Raw genomic sequence first — 13,783 nt, 5'->3', positions numbered from 1 at the left:
AGTACTCTCGAGACGACTGATTCTGTACTCGGTGCTATCTCTCTGAAACATAACTGTCTTGTAAAACACAAAAGACCTATATATGGCGTATCAGAGACACAACTGTCGGGCGTGTTTCGGGGGCCCCGTTCTCCGACGTGTCCTGACGACGGCACGTGAGTTGTGACTGTCATCTCACTCACTGCATGGCTCGTCCGCGGCTGGGGGGCTGCGGGCGGCTTTCGACTCGGTAACCAACTTCGTCTACGAGCGACCGCTCCCGTCGGTGAGTGAACTCTCGACTCACGAGACGAGCGTACTCAGGTACAGAAAGCCGAACAGCGTCGCGTTGTACAGTCCGTGGACGAGCGCCGGAACGACGATGTTCTCGGAGAGTTCGTATACGACGCCGAAGGTGACGGCGGGGACGAGCAGTAGTCCGATGGTGACGAAGCGCGCACTCGCGGCCCCCGACAGCGCGAAGTAGTGCACCGACGCGAAGACGACGCTCGCGAGCGAGATGGCGACGACGGGGCCGAACCGCTTGCGGAACCGCCCCTGGACGACGCCGCGGAACAGAAGCTCCTCGCCGGGACCGATGAGGAGAATCGACCCCGGAATCAGCCACAGCAAGAGCACGGGATTCTCCAATCCGAGGGCCACGCTGTTGTTCGTCGCACCCTCGACGCCCGCGGCCGAGATCGCGTAGCCGACGGCGCCGACGAGTCCGAAGACGCCGACGTAGGCGACGACCACCAACAGCAGGTCACGGAGCGAAGGGATGCGAGCCGGAATCGCGAACTGCTGTGTCGGCAACCAACTCCGCTGGCCGACGACTCTCGCGAGCAGCGCCCCGATTCGGTGTCGGTACCGCGCGTAGACGACAGCGGTGAGAAAGCAGCCGATTCCCTGTGTCGTCACCAACCCGACCACCAAGACGAGCGTCGGCGAGAGTTCGGCGACGCCAGAAGACAGCACGGCGACGATGACGAGTGCCGCCAGGAGCGTCCCGAAGCCGAGACCGAACACGCCGAGGGCGGTCCCGCTGACGATCGCGGTCGCCGCCGAGGTGACCGACCCGCTAGCAGTACCCATCGCCACCCACCTGCGCGTACTCACCGGAGGACATCGACTCACAGTAGGGGTGTCGGCGTGATAAGCGTCTTCGCTCCGGTGGCTGAGCGAGGCGATTCGCTCGGAGGTAGATAGAGCGAAGCGGACCGAGCGGACCGACGACGAAAAGGGCGACCGAGACGGGACGACCCACACCGTGTTATTTGCGACTGCGCGTCGACTCCACCATATGTCAACAGACCTGCTCGTATACGGGTCGTACGGCTACATCGGTGCGTTGGTCGCGCGGACCGCGGTCGACGAGGGACTGTCGCCGGTCATCGCCGGCCGTCGCACCGAGCGCGTCGAAGAGCAGGCGCTCGAACTCGGCGTCGACTACCGCGTCTTCGCGCTCGACCACCCCGACGTCGTCCGCCGGCAGATCACCGACGTCGACGCGGTGTTGAACTGCGCGGGACCGTTCTCGCGGACCGCCGATAAACTGCGAACCGCGTGTCTGCGGGAGGGTGTCGACTATCTGGACCTCGCAGGGGAGATCGACGTTCTGGAGGCGGCCGCCGAACTGGACCGCGACGCCGAGAAAGGAGACGTCACCGTCCTGCCGGGCGTCGGCTTCGACGTCGTCCCGACCGACTGTCTGGCCGCCCATCTCGAATCGCGGCTCCCGTCGGCGACGTCGTTGACGCTCGCGTTAGAGGGTCTCGGCACGTTCTCGCCGGGAACGCTGAAATCCATCGTCGAGGAGCTCCCGCAGTCGGGAGTCGTCCGCGAGAACGGGGCGCTGCGGACTGTTCCGGCGGCGTGGCGGACGCGGTGGTTCGACTTCGGCGGCGGCGAGAAGACGGGCGTGACGGTGCCGTGGGGCGACGTCTCGGCGGCGTACTACACGACGGGCATCGAGAACATCGAAGTGTACGCGACGGTGCCCGAGTTCGCCGTGAGCGCGATGCAGCGCACTCGACCGCTCGTCGCGGTGGCGGCGACGCCGCCGGTCCAACGACTGTTGATGGGCGTCGTCGACGCCGTCGTCTCCGGGCCGACCGCCCAGGAACGCGCCCAGAGCGCGAACCACATCCTCGGCGAAGTCGAAGACGACGAGGGCAACAGGGCCGCGGCGCGACTGAAGACGCCCGACACGTACAACTTCGCCGCTCAGTCGGCGGTCGAGGCGGCGCGGCGCGTCCTCGACGGCGACGTCTCGGCGGGTTTTCAGACGCCCGCCTCCGCGTTCGGGTCGGAGTTCGTCCTCTCGTTCGACGGCGTCGAACGCGAAGACGTGGAGAACCTCGACAGCGTTGTACCCGTAATGTAGGGGTACAGCTGGACAACTTGGTGGTTCAGTCGTCGGTACTGCCAGTGAATTCCCACTACAGAAATACAAGGAGAAAGCCCACGACGTGAGTCGTGGGATGAACCCGATAACACAGACACAAACCATCCTCGATAGCACAATGTAGGTTTGATAAATACAATACATTCAATAATGAATGACATCTATCTAAGACCATGCCACGCGGGTATAGTCGAGAACGAACATCAGTTCAAAATCTCCACTATCACTTCGTGTGGTGTCCAAAGTACCGCAAACCGGTGTTAACTGACGAAGTTGCCAACCGCCTCAAAACGCTCATCGTGGAGAAAGCCGACGAACTCAACCTCGAGGTTCTCAGGCTGACAATCGAGCCCGACCACATACACTTGTTTATCACGGGGAATCCGAAACTTTCTCCGAACAAGATTATTCAACAGGTCAAAGGCCACACATCTCGTACACTCCGTGACGAGTTTGATTTCGGCCTTCCCTCGTTGTGGACACGTTCGTACTTCGTCTCAAGCGCAGGCGAGGTGTCAAGTCAAACCATCGGGGAATACATCGAAGCACAAACGGGACAATAAGATGCACCGCGAAGTCACCACGACGGTACGGATTAAACTCCACTCGCTCACCCAGCGGAAAGTCCAACTCGTCGAACGCGAATACAGCGCATTCCAAGACGCCGTTCACGGTGACACCAACGCGAATCTCTACTCCGCAACCAAACAACAAGCGGGGAATGTTCGGTCAAATAAGAACCCACGAGAAGACACCGAACAACCAGTCGTTCTCCGCAATGACTGCATCACTATCGAACACGATGAAGACACCGTTATCTCATCATGGTGGTTCAAACTGCCCGTCTATAACCCGGAGAAAGAACGGGGAGACAGCATCTGGGTGCCTGTCTACGTCCCTGAGAAGGATATACATCTACTCAACAGCAAGCAAATCCGTGACTCGCAACTCGTCCACCAAGACGGCGAGTGGTACGTTCATCTCGTCTGTAAGCGGTCTGTGGCCGTCGCAGACGAGTACGACGATGTACTCGCCGTCGACATGGGCGCAAAATGGATCGCCGTCAGCATCTTCCTCTCCGACCGCAACACACAGTTCCATGGCGCGGAAGTTCGGCGGGTTCGTGAGCACTACAAGCAACTCCGCAAGTCCATCGGGAAGGCGAAAGTCCGGCAGGGCGCACAAGTTATCGAGCGCATCGGAGACAAGGAATCGCGGACGGTTGAACACGAACTGCATCAGGTGGTAAACGAACTTGTTTCTCGCGCTCGTGAGCGCAACGCCGTCATCGTGTTCGGTGATATGACCGGGTTGCGCTTCGATAACGACAAAGGACGGTACGTGAACGACAAGACTCACAAAATGCCGTTTGCAAAGACGGCGAACATCCTCACGTACAAGGCCCACCTCGATGAGCGGGAATGTATCCCGGTCAAAGAGTACGACACATCTGTGACGTGTTGGCGGTGTGGCTCGCAGAACACGAACCGTGAAGTACAGGGTCGGTTGGAGTGTGACGACTGCGGGTTAGAGGATAACGCGGACAAAAATGGCGCATCGAATATTGCGAAACGAGCCGTCGGTAAGAACATTCAGAGTCCGCTATCGACGGTGGGGGCTGTTGTGGCTCAGCCCAAAACGCAGGTCGTACTCACGGGAACGAACGGCGAGATGGAACCTGCGAACTCCCCAGAAGACGTGAAACTAACCCTCCGTGAGGGAAGTTCGCGACTTTAGTCGTGGGAGTAGTCACGTCCTGCCGGTAATCGACTGGCTGAACGCACAGTTGAGTTGGTTCTGAGGAGCACAGCGAGAGTTCCGCGGCGCAGGTGGCCCGTGGTCGACTACGGGATGGCGGAGCCACGTCGAAAAGAATCACCGAGACCCCTCGTCCCGCGACCACTCGAAACGTTCGTTCGGCGCAGAAGGTCTGGTTAGTCCGAATGTGGGCAGAAGAGCTTTCCTCGTCGCGGGCGACCCGGTAGTTACAGTGGAGGTCACCAACCCGTGAACACGTTCCTTCGATACACCCTCTGTGCGCTCGCAGTGACCGCCCTCCTGCTCGGTGGCGCGAGCACGAGCGCGCTCGCCGACACCTCGACCGAGTCGACCGCGACGGACGCCCACGAAATCGGCGTGACGGACCTGACGGTCGATATCACCGACGTCCACCTGACCGGGTCCGGCTTCCCCGAGTTAGAAATCGACGAGGCGAGCTACACGATCGACGACGCGACCCTGTCGACCGACGGCGCGACGGTGTCCATCGACGGTCGTGACCATCAGATCGGCGCTATCGAGTTCACCGTCGACAACGTCGGATTCCACCTCGAAAACATCACCATCGGGCCGGAGACGGCGAGCTAACACTCGTTGGGTCTCTTCGGCTGTGCGTTCTACGAACGAGTTGGAGAGTATGAGCTCTATCGAAACGCGTAGTCAGTGACAACTTGGTGAGAGTGTGCTGAATAGAACGCGCGTATGCCGCACGGTAAGGTTCCAAATCGAGATAAGTCACAACACTAAGTACAGTAGAGGTCCTCAGTTGAGAAACATATTTAACAGATTGTAATTAGTTCGTGGTATGGGATTTTCGCGCCGTTCAGCTCTCCGACTATCTGGTATTGCACTCTGTAGTGGGATGGCTGGCTGTTCATCATACAATCCGTTTGGAGAGAAGCCATCACAAGTTTACATAACGGATATTACCATCGTGAATCTCGATACCGAACCCCACCTATTTGACGTGATGATTCGGGATGCGAAGACGGAGACTGTCGTCTTTTGGGAACGATACACTGCAGATGCGGCGACAAAAGCGGAGAACGCTCCGCACTACACTACTGCTGGTGGGACATACTGGGAAAATCCAGTTTCAGACTCTGGTGAATATGTCCTCTATGTAGACGCCGACCGAGAGATAGCTGAAAACGATAGTGAGTGGGAAACTGCTAAACTGACAGAACAAGGAGACTGTGTTGGGCTGGACGTTGGCATCGACCAAGAAGGGTATCTGTACATTAGTGTCAAATATCCCGAGTCGTGTCGATAACCTCTCTACCGTCAAGAATGGTGATTGACTACTACGCTCCCTTCCCCGAAGGTTATCTTCAAGTATTTGACCTGAAAATAGCTCTACCTCTGTGATGGATGCACCCTCTGTATCTCGCACTCCGTTACTGACAGCAGTTGAGGAATTCGTTCACCGACTGCTGAATACAGTGCGCATATCGGTCACAAGCTGGTAGCGAAATCGGTCGGTACAGAGATTACATTGCTCAGTAGAGAAGTTTTCAGAGACGGCACCCTTATCCATTTGTGGCCCGTTCTTTCCTATACAGAAACCACGAGTACACATTGTGCGTTCGACCTTGATGATGAAGAGGTCGCTTGAACCGGGCCTTCCCGGTTGTTACGCTGTTCCCTTGTTCCCTTCGCGTGGCCGGCACGCGGATGCATCGCAGTATCACGCGTTCCTGACGAGCCACGCAACCATGACAGCAATCACCGACGCCCTACAAACTGGAAGCACTACACTCGACCAACAATTCATATCTCTGAGTCATCCCACTCGCCGCCGGATACTGATAACCCTCGCGGAAGATAATCCACGGGATGTGGACGAGTTCGAGAGGTCTGACTTTACGACAGAAGACGGAGAACTCGAACAGTTCATCGTCACGCTCCATCACAACCATCTACCTCAGCTCGCGGATGCTGGATTCATCGATTGGGACCGCGAATCCAACACTATCACGCGCGGGCCGAACTTCGAAGAGATACGGCCACTCGTCACGCTCATCGCCAACCATCAGGAAGAGCTTCCTGAGAACTGGCCGTAATCTCGTGAGTGTTCCATAAGCCTACCTCCCTAACGATTGTTTCGTCGCGGAGGCTAAACGAACAACGACTATCTGCTGCATACACCCTCTCTATTCAGCACGCGGTTCCTATTACGTTCTAACGATTTCGACAAAGCAAGCGCACCCGCAACGAGTGCGTGAGCCTCGCGGGAATACGGCGTTCGCAGAGAAATGGTCGCCCGTACTAAACCGTCAGCACCGGCGCGGCGGTCGACCGGCGGACGCGGTCGGTGACGCTCTTCGGTGAGAGGAACCGACGCAGGCCGCTTCGACTCGGTTCACCGACGACGACGAGGTCGACGTCGTGATGCTCGGCGTACTTCGCTATCTCCTCGGCCGGGGTACCGTAGCGCAGTCGTTTTTCGACCGAGAGGTCGTGGTCGGCGGCGGCGTCGCCGACTGCGTCCAGCGCCTCCTCGGCACGCTCCTCACGACGTTCGACGACCACGTCCCAGTGGTCGACCGAGGCGTTCATCCGGACGACCGACAGCGCGTCGACGCGCGCGCCGTGGCTGGCCGCCACGGAGAGCGCGACCTCGGCGACGCGCTCGTCCATCTCGGGGTCGACCGCGAGGAGGACGTGCTCGAAGACGCCGTCTCCGCCGGAGACGGCCGCCGGTGCGGGCTCGAAACGGTGCTCCGCTCTCTGATCTCCCACCGCAGTCGTGTCCTCGGCGAACGCCGAATGTGCTGCCATATCTAACGCTAAAAGGCGTAGAAACATATATTTGTCCAGAAAAGTATTCGAGACGTTTCGATATTTCATCCCGCGTCGGATAGTCGGCGCTCGGGAGTTATTCACGCCGTGAATACGCCCCGAACCGTATCTCAACAGCTATGCCGGAGGCTGTGAGAACTCTATCCATGACGGACCCGCTCGAGGAGATCGAGTTCCTCGCGCGCTCGCAGAACCGGATCGCCGTCTTGGACGCGGTGGCGAGCGGTCCGCACACGCGACGCGAGTTGGAGGACGCCGTCGGCGCCTCACAGCCGACGCTCGCGCGGATTCTGCGCGACTTCGAGGAGCGTCGCTGGGTCGAGCGGGAGGGGACGCAGTACGTGCCGACGCCGTCGGGGTCGTTCGTCGCGGCGAGTTTCACCGACCTCCTGTCGAACGTCGAGACCGAAGTTCACATCCGTCCGGTCGTCCAGTGGCTGCCGACGGCGCATCTCGACGTCGACCTCGCCCGCTTCGGCGACGCACGAATCACCCGGCCGACGCGGACCAGTCCGAACGGACCGCTGAAGCGGGCGCTCGAACTATCGGCGCGGGCGGAGACGCAACTGGTCGCCTCCTACGTCCTCAACCACGAGATGCTGGAGACGCTGCACGGAGCCGTCGTCGAGGGGACGCAGTCGCTGCGCGGTGTCCTCTCCCGCGAGACGGTCGAGACGCTCCGCGACGACCCGGCCTCGCAGCGCCGCCTCCGCGAGCTACTGAGCTGTGAGGACGCCGACCTCCGACTCGCCGAGGAGCCGATTCCGTTCGCCGTCGGCGTCGCCGACGAGACGGTGTTCTTCTTCCTCAGGGACGACGACGGGTTGCTGCGGGCGCTGTTGGAGTCGACCGACTCCGAGATTCGCGAGTGGGCCGTGCGGGCGGTCGACGACTACTGGAACCGCGGCGTCGGCGTCGACGCCGGAGTCGACTCGTAGTCGGGCGACCAGCCGCAGTCGTCGAAGGCGTAGCAGCGACGGGTGCGTTCGGGAGGCTTCCCGACGAAGTGGGGACGTTCCGACAGAGCGGCGAGAGAATTCGCCCCGACGCTTGGTTTTATTCGGCCGAACGTTGACCGGTCGGGTATGTCCAGAGTCGAAGTGACGCTGCCGGACGACCTCTCAGACCGCATCGACCGCCTCGTCGAACAGGGCGAGTTCCTGAACCGACAGGCGGCGATGGAGGAACTACTCTCGATGGGCGTCTCGACGTACGATACGACGGACGAACCGGGGGAGGAACTGGACGACGAGCTGTTCAACCAGAAAGTCGAGGAACAGCAGGACCCGGCGCTGCGCGACAACGTCGAGGGCGACGGCTCCCCCTACTGACCGGGGCCGAACGTGAGCGTCGGTCGAGAGACGAGCGCCTCGACGGCTCTCACTCGACGGTCACGCTCTTCGCGAGGTTCCGCGGCTTGTCTATCGACCGCCCGAGCGCGTTTGCGACCCAGTAGGCGACCAACTGCAACTGGACGTTCACGAGCACCGGCGCGACCCGCGCCGAGCCCGACGGGACGCGCAGCGAGGCGTCGGCGTAGCGCTCTATCTGGTCGTCGTCGGTGACGGCGACGACGGGCGCACCGCGGGATTCGACCTCGCGAACGTTGCCGAGCGTCTTCTTCGCCGGCACGTCGTCGCCGGTGACGACGGCGAAGACGGGCGTGTTCTCGGTGACGAGCGCGAGCGTCCCGTGTTTCAGCTCGCCGGCGGCGAACCCCTCTGCGTGCTCGTACGTGATCTCCTTGAACTTCAACGCCCCCTCCAGCGCGACGGGGTAGTTCAACCCCCGACCGATGAAGAAGTAGCCGTCGCCGCCGAGATACTCGTCGGCGACTTCCCGGGCCGTCGACTCGTCGAGCACCTGCTGCACTCGTCCCGGCAGGTCGCGCAGCGTCTGCAACACCGCTCGCCGCTCCTCGCTGGAGCGACGGTCGCCGGCGAGATACTCGACGAGCAAGTTCAGAGAGACCAACTGCGAGGAGAACGTCTTCGTCGCCGCGACGCCGATTTCGGGGCCCGCGCGGATGTAGAGCGCGTAGTCGCACTCGCGGGCGGCGGTGCTGCCGACGACGTTCGTCACCGCGAGCGTCTGCGCACCGCGGGCGCGCGCCTCCCGGAGCGCCGACAGCGTGTCGGCCGTCTCGCCGCTCTGGGTGATGCCGACGACGAGCGAGTCGCCCAGCGGCGGGACGCCCGTCGCGTACTCGCTGGCCAGGAACGCCTGCGCGGGGATGCCGAGCGAGTGGAACAACTGTACCCCGTACAGCGCCGCGTGGTAGGAGGTGCCGCAGGCGACGAGGTGGACGCTCTCGGGCGTCTCTAGTCCGTCGAGCTCCGGCAGCGTCACCTCGCCGCGGCGCTCGTCGACGCGCCCGGAGAGACACTGCCGAAGCGCCCGCGGCTGCTCGTTGATCTCCTTGAGCATGTAGTGCTCGTAGCCGCTCTTGCCGGTGTCCTCGACGTTCCAGTCGACCGTCTGAACGGATTTGTCGACGCGGCGGTCCGCCCCATTTCGGACCGTCCACCCCGAGGGCCGAAGCGTCGCGAACTCGCCGTCGTCGAGGTAGACCACGCGGTCGGTGTGCGCCAGGAACGCGGGCACGTCGCTGCCGAGGTAGTAGCTGTCGTCACCGACGCCCAGCACCAGCGGCGAGTCCCGTCTGGCGGCGAACACCGCTTCCTCGCCGGCGACGATGCAGACGAGCGCGAAACTGCCCGAGAGGCGGTCGACCGCCGCGCGGAACGCCGCCTCCGGCGACGCGCCGGCGGCGAGTTTCTCCTCGACGAGGTGCGGAACCACTTCGGTGTCGGTGTCGCTTCGGAACTCGTGGCCCGCCGTCTCCAACTCCTCGCGGAGTTCGTCGTAGTTCTCGATGATGCCGTTGTGGACGACGGCGACGCTGCCGCTGCAGTCGGTGTGCGGGTGCGCGTTCACGTCCGTCGGCGGGCCGTGCGTGCTCCAGCGCGTGTGGCCGATACCGACTCGACCGCCGACCGAGCGCTCCGAGAGCGCCCCGCGGAGCGCGTCGAGTTCGCCCGCCCGCTTGACGACGTCGACGTCGGCGTCACCGTTCGAGAGCGCGACGCCCGCCGAGTCGTACCCCCGGTACTCCAGTTTCGAGAGGCCCTCCATCAGCACGTCGAGCGTCTCGTCGCCCCGGCCGACGCAGGCGATGATGCCGCACATCAGCGCACCACCTCCGAACCCGGGTCGAGGACGCCCGAGACGGTCGTCCCCGTCCGAAGCGTCGCGTTCGACCCGACGAGCGTTCCCGGCGCGAAACTCACGTCGCCTTCGGCGTGGACGCGGTCGCCGACGACCGCACCGAGTCGCTTCCCCTCGTGAATCCGCGTGTCGACCCGGACGTCGCCGGGACCGCCGGTGACGGCGCACGACGGCCCGAACCAGACGGCCTGACCGGTGACGCAGTCGACGACCGTCGAGTTCGGTCCGACGCGGGTGTCCTCGTCGACGATGGAGTCGACGACGACGGCGTTGGACTCGACGGTGGCGTTCTGCCCGACGGCGACGTTCGGACCGACGACCGCTCCTGGACCGATCTCGCAGTCGGCGGCGACGACGACGGGCGCTTGCAGCGTCGCGCTCTCGTGAACGCGCGCGCCGGGGGCGACCCAGACGCCGTCGCCGTGACACCGGACCCCGGCGTCCGTTCTCGTCTCGGTGTCGGCGGACGAGCGGAACAGGTGCGTACCGTCGGCCAGCAGCCGACGCGTCGCCGCCAGCAGGTCCCACGGGTACGTCGCGTCGGTCCAGTACCCCTCCGAGAGGACGCCGCGGACCGACGCGTCGCTGTCGACCAGTCGGGCGATGGTGTCCGGAAGCGCCGTCGTTCCGTCGACGGCCGGCGTCTCGCGGATCGCCTCGAATATCGTCGACGTGAATGCGTAGACGCCCGCGTTGACGAGGCGGTAACGCCCCTCTTTCGGCTGCTCGACGAGTTCGACGACCCGATCGCCGTCGAGACGCACCGACCCGTATCTCGACGCCCGCTCGCTCTCGACGACGCAGAGCGTCGCCGCGACGGCTTCGCGTTCGCTCTCGGAGTAGGAGTCGTGTGTCTCGACGACCGCCTGCACCAACTGCGGTTCGACGACCTGGTCGCCGTTGACGACCAGGAACTCGTCGCCGACGGCGTCGGCCGCCTGCAACAGCGAGTGACCGCTCCCCAGTTGCTTCTCCTGGACGTGGTAGGTGACCGAGACGCCCTCGTAGGAGGGGCCGATGTGGTTCTGCACCCGCTCGCGCTTGTAGCCGACGACGACGTGCAGGTCGGTGACACCCGCCGACAGCAGCGCGTCGAAGACGTGTTCGATGATGGGCCGAGTCGCCGCCGGAAGCATCGGCTTGGGGCGGTTCCTCGTCAACGGGCGGAGACGTCGCCCCTCGCCCGCCGCGAGTACGACGGCCGACTGAATAGACATACAAGAGGCGTCCGCAACGAGCGGGATGAACTTTGCTTTCTCTAGGCTAGTCGAACTGTACCGAGTCGAGGAACGTTCGAGAACGGTACCGAACCAGCGTCGTCCGAGAACGGTACCGAACCAGCGTCGTCCGAGAGAGCAGTATCGAACCGGAGACGAGTCGGGACGCGACCGGACGCTACCGGTCGCGCGTGACCGACTCGCCGGGTTTCGTCGCCGCGCCCTCCGAGAGGATGACGCCCGCGTTGAGGCTGGCGTTGATGCCCGTCTTCGACTCGTCGCCGCAGATGACGCCGAGTTTCCGGCGCCCCGTCGAGACGCGCTCGCCCTTGACGGTGAGTTTCACGGCTTCGCCGTCGTGGCGGAGGTTCGCGACTTTCGTGCCGGCGCCGAAGTTCACGTCGCGGCCGAGGACGCTGTCGCCGACGTACGAGAGGTGGCCGACCGTCGCTCCCTCCATGAACACGCTGTTTTTCACTTCGACGGCGTGGCCGACTTTCGCGCCCTCGCCGACGACGGTCGCACCGCGGACGTAGGCGTTCGGGCCGACCGACGCGCCCGAGCGAATCAGCGCCGGCCCCTCGACGACGACGCCGGCGTCGACCTCCGCGCCCGCTTCGACGACGACGTCGCCGCGGAGGTCCGCACCGCCGTGGACCTCGCCGCGGATGTCGCGCTCCAGTTCGCCGACTTTCCACTCGTTGGCCGCGAGCAGTTCCCACGGTCGGCCGACGTCGAGCCAGCGCTCGAACGGCACGTCGGTGACGTCTGCTTCCTCGCAAGCGCGGGCCAGTACGTCGGTTAGCTCGAGTTCGCCGCGCTCGCTCGTCTCGACGTCGAGCCAGTTCTGCGCCTCCGCCGGGAAGATGTACGCGCCGGTGTTGATGCGGTCCGACGGCGGGTTTTCGGGTTTCTCGATGACGCCGCGAACGTTGCCGTCTCTGATGTCGAGGACGCCGTACTCGCTGGGGTTGTCGACGCGGTAGGAGCCGACCGCGGGGCCGTCGTCGTACAGCGCTTCCAGCGACGGGTGGTCGTACAGCGCGTCGCCGTTGAGCACGGCGAACGGCCCGGGGTCGAGATACTCGGCACCGGCGCGAACGGCGTCGGCGGTTCCGCGCTGTTCCTCCTGGACGGCGAACTCGACGGGGACTCCGGCGTACTCCTCGCCGAAGTACTCTCTCACCTCGTCGGCCTCGTAGCCGACGATGAGGACGAGTTTGGACGCTCCGGCGGCGACGGCGGCGTCCGCGGTGTGGGCGACGAGCGGTCGGTCGGCGACGGGCAGCATGGGTTTGGGACGGCTCTCCGTGAGGGGGCGCATCCGCGTCCCCTGCCCGGCGGCGAGCACGAGCGTTTGCATATACTCCCACGCACACCGACCAGCAAGATATGAATTCCGACTGAGGTTGTGGTAAAACAACACATACACCGGGATACTCCGCGGTTCGAACGGTACTCGACGTGACACCGCCGGTCCGGAGCACGGGTCGTCATCCCGGGAGGAACAGATTGAGAAACGCGACGACGAGCCCAGCCGCTCCCATCCGAATCCCGGCGACGACCCAGTTCTGCTTCGAGATGGTGCCCAGATACGCCCCGAAGACGAACAGCACGAGCACGCCGACGAGCACGGAGGCGACGGTGGCGAGAAACAGCGACAGCGACGCCCCGACGGCGAGGAAGGGCAAAAGCGGGAAGATGATGCCGATGAGTGGACCGACCCCGCTCGCGACCGCGTTAATCTTCCGCGCGCTCTCCTGTCGCTGCTGGACGTCGGTCTCCTGGAGGTTAGTCAGCATCGCGCGCTCGATGCGGGCGATTTCGGCGCGCTTCTCGGCGCGCTCGATCTCCCAGACGCTCCAGACGCCGGAGGTTCCGAGACCGACCGCGGCCCCCAGTCCGATTTTGAACACCGTGAGTCCGTCCGGGACGCCGGAGAGATAGGCTCCGACGCCGATACCGATGCTCGTCAGCGTGCCGTCGAAGCCGTTCGAGATGAAGTACCGGCGCGATATCGACCGAACCTCGTCGCGTCGGAGGAGCTCTCGATAGCTCGTCATCGGAGACTCAGCGGTCCTGTGGCGTCGGGCTCTGTTCGACCATCGCCTCGCCGCAGACGACCTCGTCGATGGAGTGGACGGTCCCCCCGAGGCGATCGACCGTCTCCTCGACTGCCGTCGGGTCGACGCCGTCGCCGACGACCGTGAGTTTGCAGTTCTGGACCTCGCGGTCTGTTTCGACGAGGACCGCGTTGACACCGTCGACGCCGCGGCTCTCCGCGACCGCTTCGGCGACCGCGACGAGGTCCGGTTCGTGGGGCTTCAGGAGGTCGACGACGAGCCGCCGTATCGGTACTGTCATAGCACGG

General features: G+C 63.4%; 15 protein-coding genes. 8 read left to right on the top strand and 7 right to left on the bottom strand.

Annotated features, from left to right (window positions below):
* Window positions 1–282: 282 nt before the first annotated feature.
* Window positions 283–1,074 carry a CPBP family intramembrane glutamic endopeptidase gene (locus FCF25_RS01405; protein WP_137047054.1) on the bottom strand — a complete coding sequence of 264 codons (792 nt, stop codon included), beginning with the start codon at window positions 1,072–1,074 and terminating at the stop codon, window positions 283–285.
* 208 nt (window positions 1,075–1,282) lie between these two features.
* On the opposite strand from FCF25_RS01405, the gene FCF25_RS01400 reads away from it, so the two are divergent.
* From FCF25_RS01400 to FCF25_RS01375, 6 genes are all read left to right on the top strand, one after another.
* Window positions 1,283–2,365, top strand: coding sequence for a trans-acting enoyl reductase family protein (locus FCF25_RS01400; protein WP_137047053.1), 1,083 nt, complete (start codon window positions 1,283–1,285; stop codon window positions 2,363–2,365).
* A gap of 194 nt (window positions 2,366–2,559) precedes the next feature.
* A complete protein-coding gene (tnpA, locus tag FCF25_RS01395) occupies window positions 2,560–2,949 on the top strand; it encodes an IS200/IS605 family transposase (RefSeq protein WP_137047052.1) in 390 nt (129 codons plus the stop codon).
* Between the two features lies 1 nt (window position 2,950).
* Window positions 2,951–4,123 carry an RNA-guided endonuclease TnpB family protein gene (locus tag FCF25_RS01390; protein ID WP_137047051.1) on the top strand — a complete coding sequence of 391 codons (1,173 nt, stop codon included), beginning with the start codon at window positions 2,951–2,953 and terminating at the stop codon, window positions 4,121–4,123.
* A gap of 270 nt (window positions 4,124–4,393) precedes the next feature.
* Window positions 4,394–4,753 (top strand): hypothetical protein, encoded by a 360-nt coding sequence (locus FCF25_RS01385; RefSeq protein WP_137047050.1) that lies wholly within the window; start codon window positions 4,394–4,396, stop codon window positions 4,751–4,753.
* A 217-nt stretch (window positions 4,754–4,970) separates the two neighbouring features.
* Entirely contained in the window at window positions 4,971–5,438 is a 468-nt protein-coding gene (locus FCF25_RS01380; protein ID WP_137047049.1) for a hypothetical protein, read from the top strand.
* Between the two features lie 565 nt (window positions 5,439–6,003).
* Window positions 6,004–6,228 (top strand): hypothetical protein, encoded by a 225-nt coding sequence (locus FCF25_RS01375; RefSeq protein ID WP_198665700.1) that lies wholly within the window; start codon window positions 6,004–6,006, stop codon window positions 6,226–6,228.
* A gap of 205 nt (window positions 6,229–6,433) precedes the next feature.
* Here the strand turns inward: FCF25_RS01375 and FCF25_RS01370 are convergent, their stop codons facing one another.
* A complete protein-coding gene (locus FCF25_RS01370; RefSeq protein WP_137047048.1) occupies window positions 6,434–6,946 on the bottom strand; it encodes a universal stress protein in 513 nt (170 codons plus the stop codon).
* Window positions 6,947–7,113: 167 nt separating this feature from the next.
* On the opposite strand from FCF25_RS01370, the gene FCF25_RS01365 reads away from it, so the two are divergent.
* Window positions 7,114–7,905: a winged helix-turn-helix domain-containing protein gene (locus tag FCF25_RS01365; RefSeq protein WP_174786361.1), complete on the top strand. Its 792-nt coding sequence runs from the start codon at window positions 7,114–7,116 to the stop codon at window positions 7,903–7,905.
* 147 nt (window positions 7,906–8,052) lie between these two features.
* Window positions 8,053–8,298 (top strand): CopG family ribbon-helix-helix protein, encoded by a 246-nt coding sequence (locus FCF25_RS01360; protein ID WP_117594429.1) that lies wholly within the window; start codon window positions 8,053–8,055, stop codon window positions 8,296–8,298.
* Window positions 8,299–8,347: 49 nt separating this feature from the next.
* Here the strand turns inward: FCF25_RS01360 and glmS are convergent, their stop codons facing one another.
* From glmS to FCF25_RS01335, 5 genes are all read right to left on the bottom strand, one after another.
* Complete coding sequence (gene glmS, locus FCF25_RS01355) at window positions 8,348–10,156, bottom strand: glutamine--fructose-6-phosphate transaminase (isomerizing) (RefSeq protein WP_117594428.1); 1,809 nt, start codon at window positions 10,154–10,156, stop codon at window positions 8,348–8,350.
* Entirely contained in the window at window positions 10,156–11,412 is a 1,257-nt protein-coding gene (locus FCF25_RS01350) for a sugar phosphate nucleotidyltransferase (RefSeq protein ID WP_117594427.1), read from the bottom strand. Before FCF25_RS01350 ends, glmS begins: the two co-directional genes overlap by 1 nt.
* A gap of 178 nt (window positions 11,413–11,590) precedes the next feature.
* Window positions 11,591–12,775 (bottom strand): bifunctional sugar-1-phosphate nucleotidylyltransferase/acetyltransferase, encoded by a 1,185-nt coding sequence (gene glmU, locus FCF25_RS01345; RefSeq protein WP_137047047.1) that lies wholly within the window; start codon window positions 12,773–12,775, stop codon window positions 11,591–11,593.
* Between the two features lie 130 nt (window positions 12,776–12,905).
* Window positions 12,906–13,475 (bottom strand): VIT1/CCC1 transporter family protein, encoded by a 570-nt coding sequence (locus FCF25_RS01340; protein ID WP_137047046.1) that lies wholly within the window; start codon window positions 13,473–13,475, stop codon window positions 12,906–12,908.
* A gap of 7 nt (window positions 13,476–13,482) precedes the next feature.
* Window positions 13,483–13,776, bottom strand: a complete 294-nt coding sequence (locus FCF25_RS01335; protein WP_117594424.1) for a DUF211 domain-containing protein — start codon at window positions 13,774–13,776, stop codon at window positions 13,483–13,485.
* Window positions 13,777–13,783 lie beyond the last annotated feature (7 nt).

This window comes from Haloprofundus sp. MHR1 (assembly GCF_005155585.1).
Classification (GTDB): Archaea; Halobacteriota; Halobacteria; order Halobacteriales; family Haloferacaceae; genus Haloprofundus; species Haloprofundus halophilus.
This window is presented reverse-complemented; position numbering and strand designations above follow the sequence as displayed.

Coding starts and splice junctions, on each gene's coding strand:
- tnpA (WP_137047052.1), top strand. CDS start 2,560: ATGCCACGCGGGTATAGTCGAGAACGAACATCAGTTCAAAATCTCCAC.
- FCF25_RS01400 (WP_137047053.1), top strand. CDS start 1,283: ATGTCAACAGACCTGCTCGTATACGGGTCGTACGGCTACATCGGTGCG.
- FCF25_RS01405 (WP_137047054.1), bottom strand. CDS start 1,074: ATGGGTACTGCTAGCGGGTCGGTCACCTCGGCGGCGACCGCGATCGTC.
- FCF25_RS01370 (WP_137047048.1), bottom strand. CDS start 6,946: ATGGCAGCACATTCGGCGTTCGCCGAGGACACGACTGCGGTGGGAGAT.
- glmU (WP_137047047.1), bottom strand. CDS start 12,775: ATGCAAACGCTCGTGCTCGCCGCCGGGCAGGGGACGCGGATGCGCCCC.
- FCF25_RS01390 (WP_137047051.1), top strand. CDS start 2,951: ATGCACCGCGAAGTCACCACGACGGTACGGATTAAACTCCACTCGCTC.
- FCF25_RS01365 (WP_174786361.1), top strand. CDS start 7,114: ATGACGGACCCGCTCGAGGAGATCGAGTTCCTCGCGCGCTCGCAGAAC.
- FCF25_RS01350 (WP_117594427.1), bottom strand. CDS start 11,412: ATGTCTATTCAGTCGGCCGTCGTACTCGCGGCGGGCGAGGGGCGACGT.
- FCF25_RS01380 (WP_137047049.1), top strand. CDS start 4,971: ATGGGATTTTCGCGCCGTTCAGCTCTCCGACTATCTGGTATTGCACTC.
- FCF25_RS01340 (WP_137047046.1), bottom strand. CDS start 13,475: ATGACGAGCTATCGAGAGCTCCTCCGACGCGACGAGGTTCGGTCGATA.
- FCF25_RS01335 (WP_117594424.1), bottom strand. CDS start 13,776: ATGACAGTACCGATACGGCGGCTCGTCGTCGACCTCCTGAAGCCCCAC.
- FCF25_RS01360 (WP_117594429.1), top strand. CDS start 8,053: ATGTCCAGAGTCGAAGTGACGCTGCCGGACGACCTCTCAGACCGCATC.
- glmS (WP_117594428.1), bottom strand. CDS start 10,156: ATGTGCGGCATCATCGCCTGCGTCGGCCGGGGCGACGAGACGCTCGAC.